This window comes from Piscinibacter lacus (genome assembly GCF_016735685.1).
GTDB lineage: Bacteria > Pseudomonadota > Gammaproteobacteria > Burkholderiales > Burkholderiaceae_C > Aquariibacter > Aquariibacter lacus.
Map to the genome: position 1 here is coordinate 95,177 of NZ_JAERRA010000001.1, position 20,532 is coordinate 115,708.

The window sequence follows — 20,532 nt, forward strand, 5'->3', positions numbered from 1 at the left end:
CGAAGCGCGATTCCCCAAGGACCTCCCATGGAGCTTTTCCGCATCCGCAGCGACATCCCCTTCATGCGCCATGCCCTGGTGCTGAACGCGATCTCCCTGCTCACCTTCGTCGCCGCGGTCTTCTTCATCGCCACCCGCGGCCTGCACCTTTCGATCGAGTTCACCGGCGGCACCGTGCTGGAGGTGGCCTACACCCAGGCCGCCGACATCGACAAGGTGCGCAGCGCCGTCGAGGCCCAGAAGCTCGGCGAGGTGCAGGTGCAGAACTTCGGCAGCTCGCGCGACGTGCTGATCCGCCTGCCCCTGCGCGGCGAGAACAGCGCCGCCGCCCAGCAGACCCTGGTCGATTCGGTCTTCAGTACCCTGTGCACGGCCGAGTCGGGCACGGTCAGCCGCATCGAATCGGTCTCGGCCGAAGGCGAGCAGCTCAGCCGCCAGGCCTGCATGGCCGGCGAAGCCGAGCCGGTGACGCTCAAGCGCAGCGAGTTCGTCGGCCCCTCGGTGGGCGCCGAACTGGCCCGCGACGGCGCCATCGCCCTGGCCGTGACCATCGTCGGGATCATGATCTACCTGGCGATCCGCTTCGAATGGAAGTTCGCGGTGGCCGGCATCGTCGCCAACCTGCACGACGTGATCATCATCCTGGGCTTCTTCGCCTTCTTCCAGTGGGAGTTCTCGCTCTCGGTGCTGGCGGCGGTGCTGGCGGTGCTGGGCTACTCGGTCAACGAGTCGGTGGTGATCTTCGACCGCGTGCGCGAGGCCTTCCGCAAGTTCCGCAAGCTCGACACGCCGCAGGTCATCGACCACGCCATCACCAGCACGATCAGCCGCACCGTCATCACCCACGGCTCGACGCAGATCATGGTGCTGTCGATGCTGATCTTCGGCGGCGCGACCCTGCACTACTTCGCGCTGGCGCTGACCATCGGCATCCTGTTCGGCATCTATTCCTCGGTCTTCGTGGCCGCGGCGATCGCGATGTGGCTGGGCGTCAAGCGCGAGGACCTGATCAAGGCGCCGGTGCGCCGCGAGGGCGATCCGGACGATCCCAACGCGGGCGCGGTGGTCTGACCCCTGGCGTGGACGGGACGCGCCAGCCCCCTCCCCCGCCCGACCCGGCTGCCGCGCAGGCCCGGGCGGCCCTGGCCCGAGGCTGGGCGGAGGGGCTCGCGCCCGGCCTGAAGCTGCTGGCCGAAGCCGCCGCGCAACTGGCCGCCAGCGCCCAGCCGGCGCCCGAGCTGCGCCTGCGCCGCCAGCGCGCGGCCCGCGAACTGGCCAGCGCCCGCGAGACCCTGGGCTGCCTGCTGGCGCGGGTCTTCGCGCCGGATGCCGGCGATTCCGAGGCCCTGCCGCTGCTGCAGTTCGTCGAGGATGAAAGCGGCGACCGCGAGATCCTCGCCTCGCGCCTGGCCCTGGCCCTGGGCGAGGCCGCCGGCGCCGAGGGCCTGCGACTGCAACAGCACCTGCGGGCGCTGGCGGACCCGCTGCATGCCGAAGCGCCGGCCGCGCTGGCCCGGCAGATCGTCGAACGCTGGCAGCGTGCCGACCTGGCCCTGGCCCACTGGCGCACCCTGCAAGCCTTGCTGCACAACCACTTCGGCCGGCTGTATGCGCAGGCGGTGCGGGACGGGCTCGCGGTGTTGGACGGGCAGGCGGCGCCGGGCGGCAGCCCGGTCGCCGACCGGCCCGGCCCGCTGCTCGACGCCGCCACCGGCCTGCCTCCGGCGCCGCCCGATGCCGGGCCGCGCCTGCTCGATCGCCTGCATGCCCTGGCGGCCGGCGAGGCCGGGCCGCCCTCCCTGCTGCCGGCCAGCCCGGCCCTGGCCGCAGCCATTGCCGAGGCCCAGCGCGAGCCGCTGCTGCCCGTCGGCGAAGCCTGGACGGTGCCGGGCGAGGCCCTCTTCGACCGCCTGCACGACCGCACCCTGGCGCTGAAGGCCGTCACCGACCGGCCCAGCCAGCGCGCGACCATCGAGATCGTCGCGCTCATGTTCCAGAGCCTGCTCGGCGAGGAGCGCCTGCCCGCCGCGCTGCGCCTGGGCCTGGCCCGGCTGCAACTGCCGGTGCTGCGGGTGGCGCTGGACGAGCCCGAGGTCTTCGGCCAGGCCAGCCATCCCGCGCGCCGGCTGATCGACCGCCTGGGCGCCTGCGCCCTGGGCTTCGAGCCCGGCCCGCCGGCCGCCGATGCGGCCCTGGGCAACGAGCTGGAGCGCCTGGTGCATCTGGTCGAGGCCTATCCGGACAGCGGCCGGCGCGTCTTCGAAACCGCGCTGGCCGAGTTCGAGGCCTTCGTCGCCGGTCCGCTTCAGCAGGCGAGCGGCGGCCCGGGCCCGCAGGCCCTGCCGCTGGTCCAGCGCATGGAGGAACGCGAGGCGCGCGTCGTGCAGGCCACCGTGGTGCTGCGCGAGCTGCTGGCCGGCGAGCTGCCGCCGCCGCGGCTGCGCGACTTCCTCTTCCATGTCTGGGCCGAGGTGCTGGCCACCACCGCCTTGCAGACCGGCGACCTGGATAGCCCCGCCTGCCTGCGGCTGCGCGCCGCGGCGGGCGAGCTGCTGTGGCTGAGCCAGGCCAAGCACGACCGTGCCGAGCGCGCCGAAGCCCTGCGCCGCCTGCCGCCGCTGATGCTGGACCTGCGCGAGGGCATGCGCCAGGCCGGCCTGGCGCCACACCAGCAGGACGAGCATCTGCGCAGCTTGCAGGCCCTGCTGCACGAGGCCTTCTCGGCCCGCGGCACGGACGAAGACCTGGCCGCCCGCCTGGCCGGCCTGGGCCGGCGCCTGGACGCGCTGGAGGGCCTCAGCCCCGACGCCGGCCGGATGGCCGAGGACGCCGTGCTCGCCATCGAACAGGCCGAGGGCGCAGGCCCGCCCCTGCATCTGGTGCGCAGCGGCGGCCTGCCGCCCAGCACGCCGACGCTGGCGCGTGCGGCCGAGCTGGCCGTGGGATCGTGGTTCCGCTGGCAGCCCGGCGCGGGCCGCAGCGAGCTGCTGCAACTCGCCTGGATGGGGCGGCGCAAGCGCCTGGCCCTGCTGCTGGGCCGGGACGGCCGGGCCTGGCTGTTTCCGCTGACGCGGCTGGCCGCGCATCTGCAGGCCGGCAGCCTGGAGCCGGCGGAAACCGAGGCCTGGAGCGCCCGCGCGCTGCGCGAAACCCTGGCCCGCCTGGACGCCGAGCCGCAGCGCCTGCGCTGAGCGCTTCAGAGCCGGTCCCGGCCGGCCTTCAGTGGATAAGCCGGTCTTCGTCGGCGACGAAAAGCTCGTCGAGGATGAGCGCATCGGGCTCTTCGCCCAGGCTCCAGAAGACCATCAACACGATGATCTTCAAGTCTTCCAGCGGCAGCGGGCCGCCGGGGATGGCCATCGCGCGGTCGATCACCATCTCGCGCATCGGCGGGCGCAGCACGCCGGCCGAGGCGAGGAAGCTGATGAAGCCGATCGAGGCTTCGCCGAGGTGCTCGGATTCGGCGTCGGTGTAGACGCGCAGGCCCGAGCCGGGCGCGGCATGCTCGGCCGAGTCGGCAGCGCCGGCCAGGCCTTCCAGCCAATCCAGGGCCTCCTGGATCTCCTCGCGCTCGAAACCCACCGCGGAGAGCTTGCGCGAAAGCTGCCGGGGCTCGGGACAAGCGTCCGGCCGCCAGTAGTTTTCGTACAGGTAAACGAGCACATCGAACATGTTTTCCACCTTACCACAGGCGCTTTGATCGGCCGTGCGGCGTCGATGCCGGCCCTGCGACCGGCGTCTCAGGCCCGGCCGCGGCGCTGCACGCGGCCGCCGCCCAGGCGGGCCAGACGGCCGTCCAGCTCCAGCGCCAGCAACTGCACATTGAGGCTCGCGGCGTCCAGGCCGGTGCGGGCGACCAGGGTGTCGAGGTCGACCGGATCGTGGCCGAGGGCGCGCAGGAGCGGGTCGGTCTCGTCCCCTTCAGCGGTGGGTTGGGCGGTGGGCTCGGCGCCGGATGCGCCCGTGGCCTCGCCCGGTTCTGCGACCGGGCCTTCCACCGCCACCACCCGCGGCGCCGCATCGGCCAGCCGCCCGGCCAGCACGCCCCCCAGGGCATCGAGCACGTCGTCAACCGTCTCCACAAGCTGCGCGCCCTGCTTGATCAGGCTGTGGCAGCCGCGTGACTGCGGGCTGTCGATGGAGCCGGGGATGGCCAGCACCTCGCGGCCGGCCTCAGCGGCCAGCCGGGCGGTGATCAGCGAGCCCGAGGCCAGCGCCGCCTCGATCACCAGCGTGCCCTGGCCCAGGCCGGCGATCAGCCGGTTGCGGCGCGGGAAGTTTGCCGCCAGCGGCGGCGTGCCCAGCGGGTACTCGCTGAGCAACAGGCCGTCGGCGACGATGCGCCGCGCCAGGGCGGCATGCGAAGCCGGGTAGAGGCGGTCGATGCCGGTGCCGATCACGGCCAGCGTGCCGGCGCCGCCCGCCGCGGCCAGGGCGCCCTCATGCGCCGCCGCGTCGATGCCGCGCGCCAGGCCGGAGACGATCAGCAGGCCGCGCGCCGCCAGGTCCCGGGCGAAGGCGCGGGCATGGTCCGCCCCGGCCGGGGTGGGGTTGCGGCTGCCGACCACCGCCAGGGCGGGTGCCGCCAGCCGGTCCAGCAGGCCCTCGGCATAGAGCCAGAGCGGCGGATCGGGCAGGCTGAGCAAGGCCTCGGGGTAATCGGCATCGCCCAGGGCCAGCAGATGGCGCTGCGGCGCGCCGGCCTGCCAGGCCTCGACAGCGGCCAGGCGCCGGGCCCAGGCCTCGGGCGCCTCAGCCGGCCGGGCCGGGGCGCCGACGAAGGCATGGCGCTGCGCCTCGGGCAGGGCCTGCACCTGCTCGGGCCCGCCGAAGCGGCGCAGCAGGGCGCGTTGCGCGGCCGGGCGGTGGCCGCTGGATTCGACCAGCCAGAGCCAGGCCCGGCGCTCGGGCGGCAGCGGCTGCGGGGCGGGGGCCTGCATGGGGGCCGTCGCTCAGGGTGCGGTGAAGCGGTCGCCCGCGCCCAGCGGACCCTCGGCCTCCAGCACCAGGGCATAGGCGCTGCGCTCGAAGCTGCGCAGCACGAAGAGCAGGCCGCGGCGCTGGTCGGGCAGGCGCAGCGGCGCGGCCGGCTCGACGGTGACATCGCGGGCCAGCGCGCCCGCCCGCCAAACGGCCAGCACATGGCCGTGCGCCAGGCCATCGCGGCGCCCGCGGTTGAGGATGACGATCTGCTGCGCGCCGGCCATCAGCGCATCGCCATGCACGCGCACCAGGCGACCGCTGAGGGCCGGATCGGGCGCATGCGGCAGGTAGCTGGGCGATTCGGCGGGCGGCCGCGGCAGCAGGCGGTCGCCGACCTGGGCCTCCTCGCGGCTGGCGCCCAGGCGCAGCCGGGCCGGCATGGTCAGGCCGTCGGGCGCCAGGCCGGCGGGCTGTTCGAGCCGGGCATCGGCGACGAAACGGGCCTCGTGGCCCAGCAGCTCGCCGGTCTCCGGGTCGAACAGGGGCTGCGCGCGGCGGAAGATGCGCCAATCCGCCGTGCCCTCCAAGGGGCCCAGGGCATAGGCCGGGTCGCCACGGCCGAGCAGCATGCGGCCCTCGGGCGTGGCCACCAGGCGGGGGGCTTGCAGCAGGGCCTCGTCGTCGACGATCAGGGCCTCGTTCAGGAAGGCGGCGATCGAGCGCCAGGGCACGGCGCTCAGCGCCGGCTCGGCCGGGCCGGCATCGCGCACGCGGGCGAGCACGCGCTCGACCGGCAAGCCGTCTGCCGTCGGCTCGCCCGCGCCCAGCAGGCGCAGGCGGGCGCGGCCGTCGCGGCGCTCCAGCCGCAGGCGCTGGCCGGGATAGATCAGGTGCGGGTTGCGCACCGCCTCCAGGTTCATGCCCCACAGCTCGGGCCAGCGCCAGGGCGAGCGCAGGAAGAGCCGGGACAGGCCCCACAACGTGTCGCCCGGCACGACCAGGTGCTCGTCGGGCGCATCGGGCGCCAGCTCGGCCAGCGGCACGCCGGCGGCGGCCACCTGCTCGGCCGTGCCGCGCTGCGCGGGCGTCACCGGCCAGGGCGGTACGGCCCCGGCCGGCAGGCCAGCCGCGCCCAGGCCGAGCAGCAGAACCATGCCGCACAAGGCGGGCCGGAAGGGGGGGCGGCTCAAGGGCATCACGGGGCTCCGGCAGCGAGCCCGCCCGGCCGCCACGCAGGCGACAGGGCTTGGGCGAAAATGGGGATCTGGCCGACGATTCTGTCGGGCCCCGCCTCGCGCCAAACCCGAAAAAGGGGGGTGGCCGGGGCCCGGCCGAGCCGACCCCGAACCGCCCGTCCCGCCATGGCCCTGCTCCCCATCCTGCGCTATCCCGATCCTCGCCTGCACACCGTGGCCCGCCCGGTGGCAGCCGTCGATGCGCGCATCCGCCAACTGGCCGCCGACATGTTCGAGACCATGTTCGCCGCCAAGGGCATCGGCCTGGCCGCGACTCAGGTCAATGTGCATGAGCAATTGATCGTGATGGACGTGTCTGAAGCCCGGAACGAGCCGCTGGTGCTGATCAACCCCGAATTGGTCGCGACCAGTTCCGAGCGCGCCCTGGGCGACGAGGGCTGCCTCTCGGTGCCGCAGATCTTCGACAAGGTCGAGCGTTTCGAGCGCGTGACCGTGCGCTTCCTCGACCTCGACGGCCAGGCGCGCACCCTGGACGCCGAGGGCCTGCTGGCCGTCTGCATCCAGCACGAGATGGATCACCTCAAGGGCAAGGTCTTCGTCGAATACCTCTCCCCGCTCAAGCGCAACCGCATCAAGAGCAAGCTGGCCAAGCGCAGCCGCGACGAGGCCGAGGCCTGATGCGGATTGCCTTTGCCGGCACCCCGGTCTTTGCCGCCCGGGCGCTGGAGGCCCTGCATGCCGCGGGGCACACGGTCGCCCTGGTGCTGACCCAGCCCGACCGCCCGGCCGGCCGCGGCATGAAGTTGCAGCCCTCGCCGGTCAAGCAGTTCGCCCTGGCCCAGGGCCTGCCGCTGGCCCAGCCGCAGGGCTTGAAGCTCGACGGCCGCTTTGCCGCCGAAGCCCAGGCGGCCCAGGCCGCGCTGCAAGCCGCCGAAATCGAGCTGATGGTGGTGGCCGCCTACGGCCTGATCCTGCCGGACTGGACGCTGAAGCTGCCGCCGCGCGGCTGCCTGAACATCCATGCCTCGCTGCTGCCGCGCTGGCGCGGCGCGGCGCCCATCCACCGCGCCATCGAGGCCGGGGATGCCGAAACCGGCACGACGATCATGCAGATGGACGCCGGCCTGGACACCGGCGACATGCTGTCGGTCGAGCGCCTGCCCATCGCGCCCGACGAGAACACCGCCCACCTGCACGACCGCCTGGCCGCGCAGGGCGCACGGCTGATCGTCGACACCCTGGCCCGGCTGGACCGCGGCGAGCCGCTGCCCGCCACGCCCCAGCCGGCCGAGGGCGCCTGCTATGCCGCCAAGATCGACAAGGCCGAGGCGACGATCGACTGGTCGCTGCCCGCCAGCACGCTGGCGCGCCGCGTGCTGGCCTTCGACCCGGCCCCGGGCGCGCACTTCACGCGAACGGCTGCCGACGGCCGGGCCGAGACGATCAAGCTCTGGCGCGCCCGGCCCGTGCCCGGTCAAGGCCAGCCCGGCGAGGTGCTGGCGCTCGATGCCCGGGCCGGCGTGCTGCACGTGGCCTGCGGCGAAGGCGCCCTGCAAATCGACGAGCTGCAACGCCCCGGCGGCAAGCGCCTGCCGGCCCGCGAGCTGCTGCCTGCCCTGGCCCTTCAAGTTGGCGAGCGCCTGGGCGGCTGAAGGCCGCGCCGGTCGGCGCCGGCTCAGCCGCCTGCGCGCAGCGCCGGCAGCAGCAGGGCCAGCAGGCCGACCCCCAGCAGCAGGCCCAGCCCCAGCAGGCGGCGCCTCAGGGTCTCGACCCGGGCGATGAGCTGGGCGTTCTGCTCTGCCAGGGCCTGGATCAGTTCGGAAGAAGCCAGCATCTGCGCCTGAAGCGCGTCCACCGAGGCTTCGAGCGCGGCCAGGCGCTGGCCGGGCGGGTCGGCGGCATGGGCCACCGGCGCCGGCCCGGCCGGGGCCTCGCCCGCTGCCGGCTTGCGGGCCACGGCGCGCCACAGCTTGCGGGCGCCGTCGGCCACCTGGGGCGCGCGGGTGATCACCTCGCCCCAGGGCACGGCTTGCAGGACGGTGAGCCAGGGAATCGGCATGGCAGCAGGGCCGCAAGGGCGGCGTCAAGGATGGAAACAGGCGGCAGGACGACGATGCATGCCGGCGCCGGCTTGAACTCCCGGCGCCCACCCGCATCTACTGCCGCACGGGCACGCCCTTTGACGGGCCCGCCGAAAGGACGTTCACGATGTTCAACCTGATGAAGACCGCCATGCTGATGGCGGCCATCACCGCGCTGTTCATGGCCCTGGGCCAGATGATCGGCGGCAGCCAGGGCATGGTGCTCGCGCTGCTGGTCGCGATCGGGATGAATTTCTTCAGCTACTGGTTCTCCGACAAGATGGTCCTGCGCATGTACAACGCGCAGGAAGTCGACGAGGCCACGGCGCCACAGTTCTACCGCATGGTCGCCGAGCTGGCCCAGCGGGCCGAGCTGCCCATGCCCAAGGTCTACCTGATCCAGGAAGACGCGCCGAACGCCTTTGCCACCGGCCGCAACCCCGAGCATGCCGCCGTGGCCGCCACCACCGGACTGCTGCGTGTGCTGAGCGAGCGCGAGGTGCGCGGCGTGATGGCCCACGAGCTGGCGCACGTGAAGCACCGCGACATCCTGATCAGCACCATCAGCGCCACCATGGCCGGCGCGATCTCGATGCTGGCGAACTTCGCCATGCTCTTCGGCGGGCGCGACAGCGAAGGCCGGCCGGCCAACCCGATCGCCAGCATCGCGGTGATGATCCTCGCGCCGCTGGCCGCCAGTCTGATCCAGATGGCGATCAGCCGCGCCCGCGAGTTCGAGGCCGACCGCGGCGGCGCCGAAATCTCCGGCGACCCGCTGGCCCTGGCCAGCGCGCTCAACAAGATCGCCGGCCGCGCCGCGCAGATCCCGCTGGAGACGACCGAGCGCCACCCCGAAACCGCGCAGATGATGATCATGAACCCGCTGTCCGGCGGCGGGCTGCGCGGCCTGTTCTCCACCCACCCGGCCACCGAGGAGCGGGTCGCCCGGCTCGTCGCGCTGGCGCGCGGCTGAGGCCGAGCCCGGGGCGGGGGCGCGCTTAGCGATCCTCGCCCCAGCCGGGCTGACGGGCGCGCGCGTCAGCAGTACGCCTCGGCCGGCACCGCGCAATCCACGCAATCGTCATCAAGCAGCCCCTGCCATGCCGGCACCGCCGGCCAGCGCGCCAGCATGTCGCGCACCTGCGCGCCGTGGGCCGCCAGGGCGGATGCATCGAGCGCATGAGCATCGTGCAGGGCCAGCGGCGGCAGGTAGCGCAGGCCGCAAAGCCGGGCCGTCTGCTCCCAGGGGGTCAGGAACACCTCGATCCCATGGCGGTTGTGCCCGGCCGGCTGGTAACTGGCCGCGCTGCCGCCCGTCGTCGGCAGCAGCCACAGCGCCTTGCCGCGCAGCGCCTGCCCCCCGGGCCCATAAGCCCAGCCAAAAGCCAGCACCTCGTCGATCCACAGCTTCAGCAGCGCCGGCACGCTGTACCACTGCACGGGGAAGGCCCAGACGATCAGCTCCGCCTCGGCCAGCCGCGCCTGCTCGGCCGGCACGTCGATCAGGTAGTCGGGGCAGCGGGCATACAAGTCGAGCAGCTCGACCGGCCCGCCCGGGCCGGCCAGCGGCGCCAGCGCAGCCTGCACCGCGCGGTTGGCCCGCGAGGCCTGCAAGTCGGGATGGGCAAGGACGACGAGGATCCGGGCCATGGTGGGTGCGGGGTGGGTGCAGGCGGGGCGGAGCGGCTTGGGGCAAGTGGGCATGAGCATAGCGAGCCAAAAGCGACAAGTCGCAGCCCGCACACCCCGACCGCTCCGCCGGCCAGTTCCGCAGCGCCGTCGCCGCGCAAGCCCGGGTGCGCCGGCCAGCTCGAAGGCTGAAGGCAGGTCGGCGGGATTCGGTTGCGACGGGGATAGGCAACGCCCCGTCGAGAAGGGTTCGCGGTGAGTCGCTGAGAAGCAATACGCAAGGCAGGCTGGCTTGCGAAAGGTGCGCACCTGTTAGGCACAACTACAAACCGAACAATCGCGCAGGCGCTCGACTCAAGCCAGGATCAGCATCGGCACATCGCTGCATGCACTCGGCGCAAGGACAACACACGATGGGAGCCGACGCCATAAGGGTTAGGCCAGAAAAAGCCTGTGCGCCACCCACTCAAGGCGGTGTACGCGCTCTCTGGGCACAAGCGGACGGCTCCGCTATCCTGCGCATGTGCGTTATCCGAAGCGCGCGCTGGGCGCCAAGCGCGGTACGCTGAAGTGGCGCCCATCAAATATTAGGCTTTCACGCATAGTTCGCAAAGCATGATTCACGAATCCAGACACTGGAAAGAACCCTTGCTGCGCGCGGCCACTTGGTTGTCGAAGCTATGCGTTGAGGAAGGTGACGCGGGCGAAAGGTCGCTCGTCCGTGTGGAGCGCGAATTGTTCATCGGTTTCTACGCCATCCGCAAGCTGCTTGAGACCTTCAAAGTTTCGCCATCAACTAAAGAACTAAAGCTTGCACTTCAGGCTTATACGGCCCTGCCCGATCGTAAGGTTGATTACTTCAATAGAGCAGATATTGACAAGTTTTTTAATTTGAGCCACCCAATGAATGAGCACCGAAACATTGGGTTCATATGCAACCAAATTGTTCATAGCTACATATTCATCATAGACTTGCGTGAAGATGGTGCGCTTAACGGATTTTTTGTAACTCCGGACTCCATGCGATTCAAAAAGCTCTACTTCATCGAGTTAGGTCAAGTTGTACACGCATTAAGGCTCGTAGGAAAGGACTATCCACGCAACATGCAATACCAGCGCAACCCAAAAACAGGACAATGGGAAGTCCATGAACAGCTCGTCTAACCTGCGCCAGCTGCTATTTTAACTAGTTGCTCAGCTCGGACGCCCGTGCTTCGCTTGGCCGTTGGTTAATTTTATTATTGTGCCTGAAGGCAGCGTGTCGCATGAAGCTGATATTTTTTGATGAAGCCAAGAATGACGACGACTATGCTTACTACCACATTGGTGGTGTTGGCATCGATGATGAGCATCTAGGCATAGTCGAGAAACAAATAAATAAGGTAGTCGAGGAAGCTTTTGGTCACTCACGACTGGTGCGCGGCAATGAACTTCATGCTGCAGAAATTTATCACCGCAAAAAACACTTTAAAGGTTGGGCGGACTTCAGTGCACGCATCGCGCTAATGAAAAAGCTGATGCAAATCCTCTCGATGCCGCAACTAAGTTTGATTGACATACAGGTCAATGCAGCAAAGCTTCGGCAAAATCAAGCCCCAGATGAGGTGGCCTTTATGTTCCTCTGCGAAAGGGCAAATGATCTCTGCAAAGCGTGTGGGTGCTTGGGCATACTAATCGGAGATCGGGAAAGCGATCGTGTTGCGGAACGATACGCTGGCAGCCTATCATGCTACAGAGCCGGCGGCACTGACTTCGCTCTCGGGCGGGAAATAAACAACCTCGTGGATTCGGTCCATTTCACGCACTCTCACCTCAGCCGCTTTTGCAGTTAGCCGATATCTACACTTGGCTTCTTCAGTTCCGGAATAGGAACCGCAGTTCTGATAACATCCGCCACAAAGCCATTTTTGATATTTGGGCCGGTGATGAAATAACTATCCATCCGTCAAAGTATAAAGCATGGCCATTATGATGCTAAGGCGCAATCAATCGTCGTGGACGATTTTTTACACATCACCCATTTTGATGCCCCAACCTGCACCTTACTAATCGCATCTAAAATCAAGCATCAAAACGAGTCGCCAGCAAGATCTTACCGCGACAAACATACTGAACACACCGAGCCACCAAAATATGTTCAATCTGGGCAACCGTACCTCTATTACCCCACCTATAGATGCACCCCTCCTATTAGTTTGTCAGACCTCATGAATATGCAACAGCTTTACGATTACCGTCCAATTTATCGCAACCACTCATCAGCAGGCACAATTATCATGCTACGTCGAAAAGTGAGCAAAATAAACATTGCATCCTTCGTGTTAATGCTTCTATTGTCATGCGCCGCACACTCTCAACAAGCGTGGCTCGAAGTGGCGAAAAATGATGACGGCATTTGGGAGGTTCAGAATGGCAGCTTTGAGGAAACCAAGACTAAGGGAGGTGAAGCAATAGCGATTGTTGTTAGTCGTGTTACAAATAGGTCGACGAATAGAATTGACCTACGGAAATCTTATGTCACTCTATCCGCATGCGAGAGAAGAATGGGCAAGATCGTGACGCTAGATCTTGACGGAAAATTCAGATTCGAGAACGATTTTGTGGTTGGCGGCGAAACAATTGCAAGCGCTGTGGCTGAATTCATTTGCGAGGTTTATTCAATCCGAGCAAAAGAAGCTGAGAAAAAATGGGTATAGCAGGTTGGTGCAGCCTCACGCAGATACAGACCCATTCGGCCACTGCGATTAGTGAACGCACAGGGCAGCTCTCTCCAGCCAATGCGACATGCAGCGACAACGTTATCGAAGAACACCGTCAAATCTTCAGCTGGGCTTTTCAAGGTTTTTCAAGGTGCAGACACGAACTCCTCGGCAGCCTCCCGCTTACCCGTTTGGGTATGCAGTCTTGATGGTTACCGATTTTGGCCGGCGCTGACCAGCCTAGTCGGTACAGGGCTCCTTCAGCAGTTCCAGACGCTCCGCCCACAATCCCCGCCATGGACGACCTCCGCACCCTGATCTCCCGCCACCCCACCCCGGGCCGGCTTGAGCAGCTTCTGCTGCGGCCCGCCCGCGGGCAGCCGGGCCTGGCGGTGGATGCGGCGGAGGCGCTGGCGGGCCGGGGTTTGCGGGGGGACCGCAGTGCGGCCCGGGCGCCAAGCCGGCCGGAGGGGGGCAAGCGGCAGGTGACGCTGATCCAGGCGGAGCATCTGGCGCTGATTGCCGGTTGGACGGGCCGGCCGCTGGCCGAGCTGGGCAGCTTGCGGCGCAATCTGGTGGTGTCGGGCCTGAACCTGCTGGGCTCGCGCTCGCCGTTTGCCGACCGGCCTTTGCGGCTGCGGATCGGGGCGGAGGTGCTGCTGGAGATCACCGGCCCCTGCGACCCTTGCTCGAAGATGGAGGCGCTGCTGGGCCCGGGGGGCTACAACGCGGTGCGCGGACATGGCGGGGTGTGCGCGCGGGTGCTGCAGGGCGGCTGGCTGCGGGCGGGAGACGCGTTGCAGGTGGAAGCGGGCTGAGGCGCTTCAGGCCGCCACCCCGGCCACCGGGGGTGCCGGCCCGGCGGTGCAGCGGGTGGCCGGGCTTCAGCCGGCCGCAGCGGGCGGTGTGCTGGGCCGGAACTCGCCGCCCAGGGTGCACACGGCCTGGTGGTGGGTGAGGAAGACCTGGCCGCCCATTTGTTGCAGGAAGTCGCTGCGCTGCAAGCGGTCCATCACCGGGCCTTTGACCTCGGAGAGGTGCAGGGCGATGCCGGCCTCGTGCAGGCGGTGGGCGATGGCTTCCAGGCTTTCCAGCGCGCTGGCGTCGATGGCGTTGATGGCGGAGCACTGCAGCACGACGTGGCGCAGCTCGGGGTGCTGGGCGACGGCGGCGTTGATGTGGTCTTCCACGGCGCGGGCGTTGGCGAAGTAGAGGCTTTCGTCGATGCGCAGACCGAGCAGGCCTTCACGCGTCAGCACGGCATGGCGCTGCACGTTGCGATAGGACTCGGTGCCCGGCACCTGGCCGACTTCGGCGATGTGCGGCCGGCTGCTGCGGTAGAGGTGCAGGGCCAGGGAGATGCCGACGCCGACGATGAGCCCGGGCTCCACGCCCAGGCCCAGGGTGGCCAGCAGGGTGCCGGCCACGGCGAGGAAGTCGGCCTTGGCATAGCCCCAGGTGCGGCGCAGCACGCTGAAATCGACCAGCGAAAGCACGGCCACGATGATGGTGGCGGCCAGGGTGGCTTGCGGCAGGTGATAGAGCGCAGGCGTCAGCAGCAGGCCGGCCAGCAGGATGCCGCCGGCGGTGTAGACCCCGGCCGCGGGGGTGCGCGCGCCGGCATCGAAGTTGACGACCGAGCGGGCGAAGCCGCCCGTGACCGGGTAGCCGCCGCTGAAGGCGGCGCCGACGTTGCCGGCGCCGAGGGCGATCAGCTCGCGGTCGGGCAGGATGCGCTCGCGGCGCTTGGCGGCCAGGGTCTGGGCGACGGAGACCGATTCGACGAAGCCGACGATGCTGATGAGCAGGGCGGGCAGGGCAAGCTCGCGCCACAGGGTCGGGTCCAGGCTGGGCAGGCTCAGCGGCGGCAGGCCGGCGGGGATGCTGCCGACGACCTTGACGCCCTGGCCGGCCCAATCGAGGGCCTGGCTGAGGGCGGTGCTGGCGATCAGGGCCACCACGGGCGCGGCGCGGCTGAGGATGTCGGCCAGCCGCGGGCCCAGGCCCAGGCGCAGCAGCAGGGGCTTGAGGTGGCGGCGGCTGAGCACCAGCCATGCCAGCACGGCCAGGCCGATGGCCAGGGTGAGGCCGTGCGTCTGCGGCAGTTGCTGGATGAGGGCGGGCAGCAGGGTGGGCAGGTCCTGCCCCTCGGCGCGCACATTGAGCAGGGTCTTGAGCTGGCCGGTGGCGATCAGCAGGCCCGAGGCGGTGATGAAGCCGGCGATCACCGGATGGCTGAGGAAGCTGGCCAGGAAGCCCAGGCGCAGCAGGCCCATCAGCAGCAGCATGAGGCCGGAGATGAGGGCCAGGGCCATGGCGGCCTGCATGCGGGCGGCGTCGTCGAGCAGCAGGGCGGGGTCGAGGCCGCCGAGGGCTGCGGCCGTCATCAGCGAGATGACGGCCACCGGCCCCACGGCCAGCGCGCTGCTGCTGCCGAACATGGCATAGAGCAGCAGCGGCGCGATGCTGGCGTAAAGCCCCGCCTGCGGCGGCAGGCCGGCGAGCTGGGCATAGGCCAGGCTCTGCGGGATGAGCATCAGGGTGACGATGAGCGCGGCGATGCCGTCGCGGGCCCCGGTGTCGCGCGAGTAGGCGCGCAGCCAGCTCGGCAGCAGGCGCGAGCCGCGATCGTGGCTTGCCTTGGGTTTGGGGGTCAGGGGGCTCGGTTGCATGGGGGAAGGTTGTGGCGCAAGCGCTGCCACGACATCCTGCCACCGCTGCCAGGCGGCCCCCGGGGCAATGCGAGGCCGGATGGGCCGGCGAGAGGCGCAAACTTGGGGCGCCGGCCCGATGCGCCGCATCGGACGACGCAGGCACGAAACTTGGACTGATCCCTCCATGAGCCCCGCCGATCACCGTCTCCTGCGCCATCTGCTGATCGCCGTTGCGATCAAGATCGTGGTGCTGACGTTGCTGTGGTGGGTCTTCATCCGCGAAGCCCGCGTGCCAGTGGACAGTGAGCGCGCGGCCGCCCATCTCGGAGGCGCCGCCTCCGGACCTTCAGGAGCCTCGAAGTGATCTCCGAACAACTCGTCGACTTGTCGCGGCTGCAGTTCGCCGCGACGGCGATGTACCACTTCCTCTTCGTGCCGCTGACGCTGGGCATGGTCTGGCTACTGGTCATCATGGAATCGGTCTATGTGATGACCGGCAAGGTGATCTGGAAGGACATGACCCGCTTCTGGGGCAAGCTCTTCGGCATCAACTTCGCGCTGGGCGTGACCACCGGCATCACGCTGGAATTCCAGTTCGGCACCAACTGGGCCTATTACTCGCACTACGTGGGCGACATCTTCGGCGCGCCGCTGGCCATCGAAGGGCTGATGGCCTTCTTCCTCGAATCGACCTTCATCGGCCTGTTCTTCTTCGGCTGGGACCGGCTTAGCCGGCCGCAGCACCTGCTGGTGACCACGCTGATGGCGGTGGGCACCAACCTGTCGGCGCTGTGGATCCTGATCGCCAACGGCTGGATGCAGAACCCGGTGGGCGCGGAGTTCAACTGGCAGACCATGCGCATGGAAATGGTCGACTTCTGGGCCATCGTCTTCAACCCGGATGCGCAGGCCAAGTTCGTGCACACGGTGTCGGCCGGCTACGTGACCGGGGCGATGTTCGTGCTGTCGATCTCAAGCTGGTACCTGCTGAAGGGCCGCGATGTGGAGTTCGCCAAGCGCAGCTTCCGCGTGGCCTCGGCCTTCGGCCTGGCCTCGGTGCTGAGCGTGATCGTGCTGGGCGACGAGTCGGGCTACACGGTGGGCGAGGCCCAGCAGACCAAGATGGCCGCCATCGAGGCGATGTGGGAGACCGAGCCCGCGCCGGCCAGCTTCAATGTGATCGCGGGCATCAACGAGGCGGAGCAGAAGAACGACTGGTCCGTGCACATCCCCTATGTGATGGGCCTGATCGGCACGCGCTCGCTCACCAAGGAGATCCCGGGCATCCACGAGATCAAGGCCAAGAACCGCGAGCGCATCCTGCGCGGCATCGTCGCCGTGCAGGCGCTGGAAACACTGCGCGCCGCCCGCGCCCGCCAGACCAGCGCGCCCGAGGCCGAGGCCGTGCTCAAGGCCCATGTGGACGACCTGGGCTTCGGCCTGCTACTGAAGAAGTATGTGCAGGATGTCTCCCAGGCCACGCCCGAGATGATCCAGAAGGCGGTGGACGACACGGTGCCGCGCGTCACGCCGATGTTCTGGGCCTTCCGCGCGATGGTGGGCCTGGGCTTCCTGATGCTGGCCCTGTTCGCGATGAGTTTCTGGGTCACGCTCAAGGGCCAGTTCACCCAGCGGCCCTGGCTGCTGAAGGCGGCGCTGTGGATGCTGCCGGCGCCGTGGATTGCCTGCGAGCTGGGCTGGTTCGTTGCCGAATACGGCCGCCAGCCCTGGACGATCTACGGCGTGCTGCCGACGCACATGAGCGTGTCCACGCTCAGCGTGGAGAGCCTGTACGGCTCGCTGGCCGGCTTCCTGGTCTTCTACACGGTGCTGCTGGTCGTCGAGGTCTACCTGATGCTGAAGTTCGCGCGCCAGGGCCCCGGCAGCCTGGGCACCGGCCGCTACCAGGACGAGGCCATCCATCACGGCCCGGCCCACGCCTGAGCCCGGAGGACCCCCATGCTTGAATTCTTCGACTACCCGACGCTGAAGCTGATCTGGTGGGGCCTGGTCGGCGTGCTGCTGATCGGCTTTGCGGTGATGGACGGGCATGACATGGGCGTCGGCACCCTGCTGCCCTTCGTGGGCCGCAACGATGTCGAGCGCCGCGTCGTCATCAACACCGTCGGCCCGCACTGGGACGGCAACCAGGTCTGGTTCATCACCGGCGGCGGGGCCATCTTCGCGGCCTGGCCGCTGGTCTATGCCACCGCCTTCAGCGGCTTCTACTGGGCCATGCTGGCGGTGCTGTGGGCGCTGTTCTTCCGGCCGGTGGGCTTCGACTACCGCAGCAAGATCCAAGATCCGCGCTGGCGCAGCTTCTGGGACTGGGGCCTGTTCGTCGGCGGGGCCGTGCCGCCGCTGATCTTCGGCGTGGCCTTCGGCAACCTCTTCCAGGGCGTGCCCTTCCAGTTCGACGAGCTGCTGATCTCCACCTACACCGGCAGCTTCTGGGGCCTGCTGAACCCCTTCGCGCTGCTGGTGGGCCTGGTGTCGAGCGCGATGATCACCATGCACGGCGGCGCCTACCTGGCGCACCGCACCGAAGGGGCCCTCCAGGCCCGCGCGGTGCGCGGCGCCACGGGTGCGGCGGTGCTGACGGTGCTGGGCTTCGTCGCGGCCGGCCTGTGGCTGCGCTACGGCGGCATCGAGGGCTATGCGATCAGCTCGGTCGTCGACCCGGCCGCCCTGCCCGACCCGCTGGCCAAGACGGTGGTGCGCAGCGCCGACGCCTGGTGGGCCAACTACGCGGCCCTGCCGGCGCTGTGGGCCCTGCCGGCCCTGGGCCTGCTCGGCGCGCTGGGTTGCGTGCTGCTGCTGAAGCGGGGCCACACGCTGGCGGCCTTCGTCAGCTCGGCGCTGTCGATGGCCGGGATCATCGTCACGGCTGCTGCCGCGCTCTTCCCCTTCATCATGCCCTCGTCCAGCCAGCCGCAGGCCAGCCTGACCGTCTGGGACAGCACCTCCAGCCACCTGACCCTGGGCCTGATGCTGGGCGCGACGGTGATCTTCATGCCCCTGGTGGTCTTCTATACCGGCTGGGCCTACCGGGTGATGCGCGGCAAGGTGACGGTGGAGCACATCCAGCGCAACGAGCACAGCGCTTATTGAGACAGGAGCCAACCATGTGGTACTTCGCTTGGGTGCTGGGTGTCGGCTTTGCCGTGCTGCTGGCCGTGATGAATGCGATGTGGGGCGAGAACGAGGAAGCGCGCGCCGCCTCCAACGCGGCCGACCCCGGCCCGGACGGCGCATGAAGCCCGCCCCGCCGCCGACCGCTCCCGCGCCGGCCGAGGCGACGCGCGCGGCAACCGCCCCCCCACCGCCCCGCGCGTCGGACGCCGAGGCGGCCGCCGCGCCCTCCAGCCGACTGCACCTGCCCTGCCTGCTGCTGGGCCTGGGGCTGATGCTGGCCGGCACGCTCTACCCGCCGCTCTTCGCCGACGCACAGGGCAAGGCCGACCATGGCCTGGCCATGCTCTTCTTCTGGTCGATGAGCGCGGGCTTCATCCGCGGCGTCGGCTTTGTGCCGCGCGCCTGGCTGTGGCGGCTGCTGTTCTCGCCAGCCGCCTGCCTGGTCGCGCTGCTTGCAGCGCTGGGGCTGAAGCTCAGCGGCTGAGCTTCAGGTCGCGGCTTCCCGCAAGGCCCGCGGGGCGGAGCCTGCGACGAGGTGTCGACAGTCTTCAGTCGTCCGCCAGCCGCCAGCCGTCACGACCCCCTTGCTTGGCCGCATAGAGGGCAGCATCGGCCCGGGCCAGCGCGGCATCGAAGTCGGCCTCGGGCTGCCAGGCCGCCAGGCCGATCGAGACGGTGAGCTTCAGCGGCCTGACGCCCTCGGGCTGGACCGGCCGGTCGCGGAAGGCCTGGCACACCTTCTCGGCGATCCGCCGGGCGTCGTCCGGCCGGGCGCCACGCAGGAGCAGCAGAAACTCTTCACCGCCCCAGCGGGCCACCAGGTCGCTGCCCCGCACGCAGGCACGCAGCCGTGCGGCGGCCTCGCGCAGCACGGCGTCGCCGGCGGGATGTCCGTGCGTGTCGTTGATGCGCTTGAAGTGGTCCAGATCCGCCAGCAGCACGATGCCGAGCGGCGCAGATGCCGCGGCCGTGTCGGAACGGCGCACCGCCAGGTCCACGGCCCTGCGGTTGCCCAGGCCGGTCAGGGCGTCGACCAGGGCCTCGCGCTCCAGGCCCTCGATGCGCGCGGCCTTGGACAAGGTCATGCTGAAGAGCTGGGCCAGGGCCTCGAAAAGCCGGATGCCGGTCTGCGAGAAGTAGTTCTCGGTGTCGGCATAGAAGACGGCCAGCCCGCACTTGCCCGGCTCGGTCGAGCCCAGCGGCAGGGCCAGCACGCTGCGCGTTGCATGCTGGCGCGCCATCTCGCGCCAGGGGCCGAAGCTGGAGCGGGCCGAGACCTCGTACTCCTGCGGGCCGATGCCATTCAGGCTGCGGAAGGCCGGGCCGAGCCGGGTCAGGAAGCTGCGCTCGATGACCAGCGATTCGGCATAGGCGCGTGCTGCACCGGCCATGTACTGGGGTCGGATCGCCTGCGTGTCGCGATCGCCGAACCAGACCCAGGCCAGCTTGATGCGCGGCGCGAAGCGGGTCAGGCTCTCGCAGTAGGCGGTGACGATCGCGGCGGTGTCGGTGCTGTCCTGGGCCATCAGGCGCACCGCGGTCTGCAGCACCGATTCGGACAGGGCCAGTTGCTCGGCCGGCACGTCCAGGCACTGGGCCGCGGTCTCGTCGGACCCCCGGGCAAGGGGCGCGGACGACGGCCTTTGCAAAAGGTTGAGGAAGTTCTTCCAGGACATGGAGCGATCGGGCAAGGCGGGGCCGAAAGGACGTGCGCGGTACGAGTCCAGACGCAAGCCTTGCGCGGATCGCACGATGTCCGATGCAGTTCGCCTGCGTGCCTGACCGCAGGATACGACCGGCAAGCCTCGGGTCGTCCTTGTGTTGCCAGCGGATGCAAGGCCCGCGTGCACCAGTGCGCAAGAGCACCGATCCATGAGGAGCGCCGGTGAACCGGAGCCCCAAAACAAGAAGGGCCTGCACTGCTGCAGGCCCTTCTTGCAAGCAAGGCGCCCGGAGCGCCTCACGATTCCTTGGTTGCGGGGGCAGGATTTGAACCTGCGACCTTTGGGTTATGAGCCCAACGAGCTACCAGACTGCTCCACCCCGCGACTGAAGCTGGCACTATAGCACGCCCTGCGGCGGTCTTCGGGCCCCGGCCCGCCCGGCGGCAAGATGCGGGCTCGCGACCTGTGCGCGAACGCGGCTCGGGTCGTGCACGGCAGCCCGGGCTGCCGTGTCCGGGCCTGGCGGATACTCCATCGGAGCATGGGGCCTT

At 69.1% G+C, this 20,532-nt stretch carries 21 protein-coding genes and 1 tRNA gene; 14 read left to right on the plus strand and 8 right to left on the minus strand.

Annotation, left to right across the window (positions count from 1 at the left end):
* The first annotated feature begins 27 nt into the window (after positions 1-27).
* Both secF and JI742_RS00435 read left to right on the plus strand, forming a co-directional pair.
* The gene (gene secF / locus JI742_RS00430) at positions 28-1,071 is read left to right on the plus strand and encodes a protein translocase subunit SecF (protein WP_201822907.1); all 1,044 of its coding nucleotides are present in this window, start codon (positions 28-30) and stop codon (positions 1,069-1,071) included.
* A gap of 8 nt (positions 1,072-1,079) precedes the next feature.
* Positions 1,080-3,191: a DUF1631 family protein gene (locus tag JI742_RS00435; protein ID WP_201822910.1), complete on the plus strand. Its 2,112-nt coding sequence runs from the start codon at positions 1,080-1,082 to the stop codon at positions 3,189-3,191.
* Between the two features lie 28 nt (positions 3,192-3,219).
* Here the strand turns inward: JI742_RS00435 and JI742_RS00440 are convergent, their stop codons facing one another.
* From JI742_RS00440 to JI742_RS00450, 3 genes are all read right to left on the minus strand, one after another.
* The gene (locus JI742_RS00440; RefSeq protein ID WP_182665700.1) at positions 3,220-3,672 is read right to left on the minus strand and encodes a Smg family protein; all 453 of its coding nucleotides are present in this window, start codon (positions 3,670-3,672) and stop codon (positions 3,220-3,222) included.
* A 68-nt stretch (positions 3,673-3,740) separates the two neighbouring features.
* The gene (gene dprA, locus JI742_RS00445) at positions 3,741-4,940 is read right to left on the minus strand and encodes a DNA-processing protein DprA (protein WP_201822913.1); all 1,200 of its coding nucleotides are present in this window, start codon (positions 4,938-4,940) and stop codon (positions 3,741-3,743) included.
* Between the two features lie 12 nt (positions 4,941-4,952).
* Positions 4,953-6,119 carry a LysM peptidoglycan-binding domain-containing protein gene (locus JI742_RS00450; protein ID WP_201822915.1) on the minus strand — a complete coding sequence of 389 codons (1,167 nt, stop codon included), beginning with the start codon at positions 6,117-6,119 and terminating at the stop codon, positions 4,953-4,955.
* A gap of 165 nt (positions 6,120-6,284) precedes the next feature.
* Here JI742_RS00450 and def point away from each other — a divergent pair, with 165 nt between their 5' ends.
* Together def and fmt are read left to right on the plus strand one after the other, a co-directional pair.
* Positions 6,285-6,797 carry a peptide deformylase gene (gene def / locus JI742_RS00455; protein WP_201822917.1) on the plus strand — a complete coding sequence of 171 codons (513 nt, stop codon included), beginning with the start codon at positions 6,285-6,287 and terminating at the stop codon, positions 6,795-6,797.
* Complete coding sequence (fmt, locus tag JI742_RS00460; RefSeq protein WP_201822919.1) at positions 6,797-7,771, plus strand: methionyl-tRNA formyltransferase; 975 nt, start codon at positions 6,797-6,799, stop codon at positions 7,769-7,771. The genes def and fmt overlap by 1 nt, the downstream gene beginning before the upstream one ends.
* A 23-nt stretch (positions 7,772-7,794) precedes the next feature.
* Here the strand turns inward: fmt and JI742_RS00465 are convergent, their stop codons facing one another.
* Entirely contained in the window at positions 7,795-8,178 is a 384-nt protein-coding gene (locus tag JI742_RS00465; protein ID WP_236676721.1) for a hypothetical protein, read from the minus strand.
* A gap of 149 nt (positions 8,179-8,327) precedes the next feature.
* Between JI742_RS00465 and htpX the strand changes: the two genes are divergently transcribed.
* Positions 8,328-9,173 carry a zinc metalloprotease HtpX gene (htpX, locus tag JI742_RS00470; RefSeq protein ID WP_201822921.1) on the plus strand — a complete coding sequence of 282 codons (846 nt, stop codon included), beginning with the start codon at positions 8,328-8,330 and terminating at the stop codon, positions 9,171-9,173.
* 65 nt (positions 9,174-9,238) lie between these two features.
* Here the strand turns inward: htpX and kefF are convergent, their stop codons facing one another.
* Entirely contained in the window at positions 9,239-9,850 is a 612-nt protein-coding gene (gene kefF, locus JI742_RS00475) for a glutathione-regulated potassium-efflux system oxidoreductase KefF (protein WP_236676722.1), read from the minus strand.
* A 594-nt stretch (positions 9,851-10,444) separates the two neighbouring features.
* Here kefF and JI742_RS00480 point away from each other — a divergent pair.
* The 4 genes from JI742_RS00480 (at position 10,445) to JI742_RS14000 (ending at position 13,346) form a co-directional block, all read left to right on the plus strand.
* Positions 10,445-10,993, plus strand: coding sequence for a hypothetical protein (locus tag JI742_RS00480; protein ID WP_201822925.1), 549 nt, complete (start codon positions 10,445-10,447; stop codon positions 10,991-10,993).
* 101 nt (positions 10,994-11,094) lie between these two features.
* Positions 11,095-11,661: a DUF3800 domain-containing protein gene (locus JI742_RS00485; protein ID WP_201822928.1), complete on the plus strand. Its 567-nt coding sequence runs from the start codon at positions 11,095-11,097 to the stop codon at positions 11,659-11,661.
* A 162-nt stretch (positions 11,662-11,823) separates the two neighbouring features.
* On the plus strand, positions 11,824-12,525 hold the full coding sequence (locus JI742_RS00490; protein ID WP_201822931.1) for a hypothetical protein: 702 nt from the start codon (positions 11,824-11,826) through the stop codon (positions 12,523-12,525).
* Positions 12,526-12,824: 299 nt separating this feature from the next.
* The gene (locus JI742_RS14000; RefSeq protein ID WP_201822934.1) at positions 12,825-13,346 is read left to right on the plus strand and encodes an MOSC domain-containing protein; all 522 of its coding nucleotides are present in this window, start codon (positions 12,825-12,827) and stop codon (positions 13,344-13,346) included.
* A gap of 66 nt (positions 13,347-13,412) precedes the next feature.
* Here the strand turns inward: JI742_RS14000 and JI742_RS00500 are convergent, their stop codons facing one another.
* Positions 13,413-15,200, minus strand: coding sequence for a SulP family inorganic anion transporter (locus tag JI742_RS00500; RefSeq protein WP_201822937.1), 1,788 nt, complete (start codon positions 15,198-15,200; stop codon positions 13,413-13,415).
* A gap of 166 nt (positions 15,201-15,366) precedes the next feature.
* Between JI742_RS00500 and cydP the strand changes: the two genes are divergently transcribed.
* From cydP to JI742_RS00525, 5 genes are read left to right on the plus strand one after another with little or no spacing between them, the layout of a single operon-like run.
* The gene (gene cydP / locus JI742_RS00505) at positions 15,367-15,546 is read left to right on the plus strand and encodes a cytochrome oxidase putative small subunit CydP (protein ID WP_201822940.1); all 180 of its coding nucleotides are present in this window, start codon (positions 15,367-15,369) and stop codon (positions 15,544-15,546) included.
* Positions 15,543-17,126: a cytochrome ubiquinol oxidase subunit I gene (locus tag JI742_RS00510; protein WP_201822943.1), complete on the plus strand. Its 1,584-nt coding sequence runs from the start codon at positions 15,543-15,545 to the stop codon at positions 17,124-17,126. Before cydP ends, JI742_RS00510 begins: the two co-directional genes overlap by 4 nt.
* A gap of 15 nt (positions 17,127-17,141) precedes the next feature.
* Positions 17,142-18,293 carry a cytochrome d ubiquinol oxidase subunit II gene (gene cydB / locus JI742_RS00515; RefSeq protein WP_201822945.1) on the plus strand — a complete coding sequence of 384 codons (1,152 nt, stop codon included), beginning with the start codon at positions 17,142-17,144 and terminating at the stop codon, positions 18,291-18,293.
* Positions 18,294-18,307: 14 nt separating this feature from the next.
* Positions 18,308-18,439: a cytochrome bd-I oxidase subunit CydX gene (gene cydX / locus JI742_RS00520; RefSeq protein WP_201822947.1), complete on the plus strand. Its 132-nt coding sequence runs from the start codon at positions 18,308-18,310 to the stop codon at positions 18,437-18,439.
* Entirely contained in the window at positions 18,436-18,801 is a 366-nt protein-coding gene (locus JI742_RS00525; RefSeq protein WP_201822949.1) for a cyd operon YbgE family protein, read from the plus strand. Before cydX ends, JI742_RS00525 begins: the two co-directional genes overlap by 4 nt.
* A 64-nt stretch (positions 18,802-18,865) precedes the next feature.
* Here JI742_RS00525 and JI742_RS00530 read toward each other — a convergent pair whose 3' ends face one another.
* Both JI742_RS00530 and JI742_RS00535 read right to left on the minus strand, forming a co-directional pair.
* Positions 18,866-19,993, minus strand: coding sequence for a sensor domain-containing diguanylate cyclase (locus tag JI742_RS00530; protein WP_201822951.1), 1,128 nt, complete (start codon positions 19,991-19,993; stop codon positions 18,866-18,868).
* A gap of 295 nt (positions 19,994-20,288) precedes the next feature.
* Positions 20,289-20,365 (minus strand) — tRNA-Met (locus JI742_RS00535).
* Positions 20,366-20,532 lie beyond the last annotated feature (167 nt).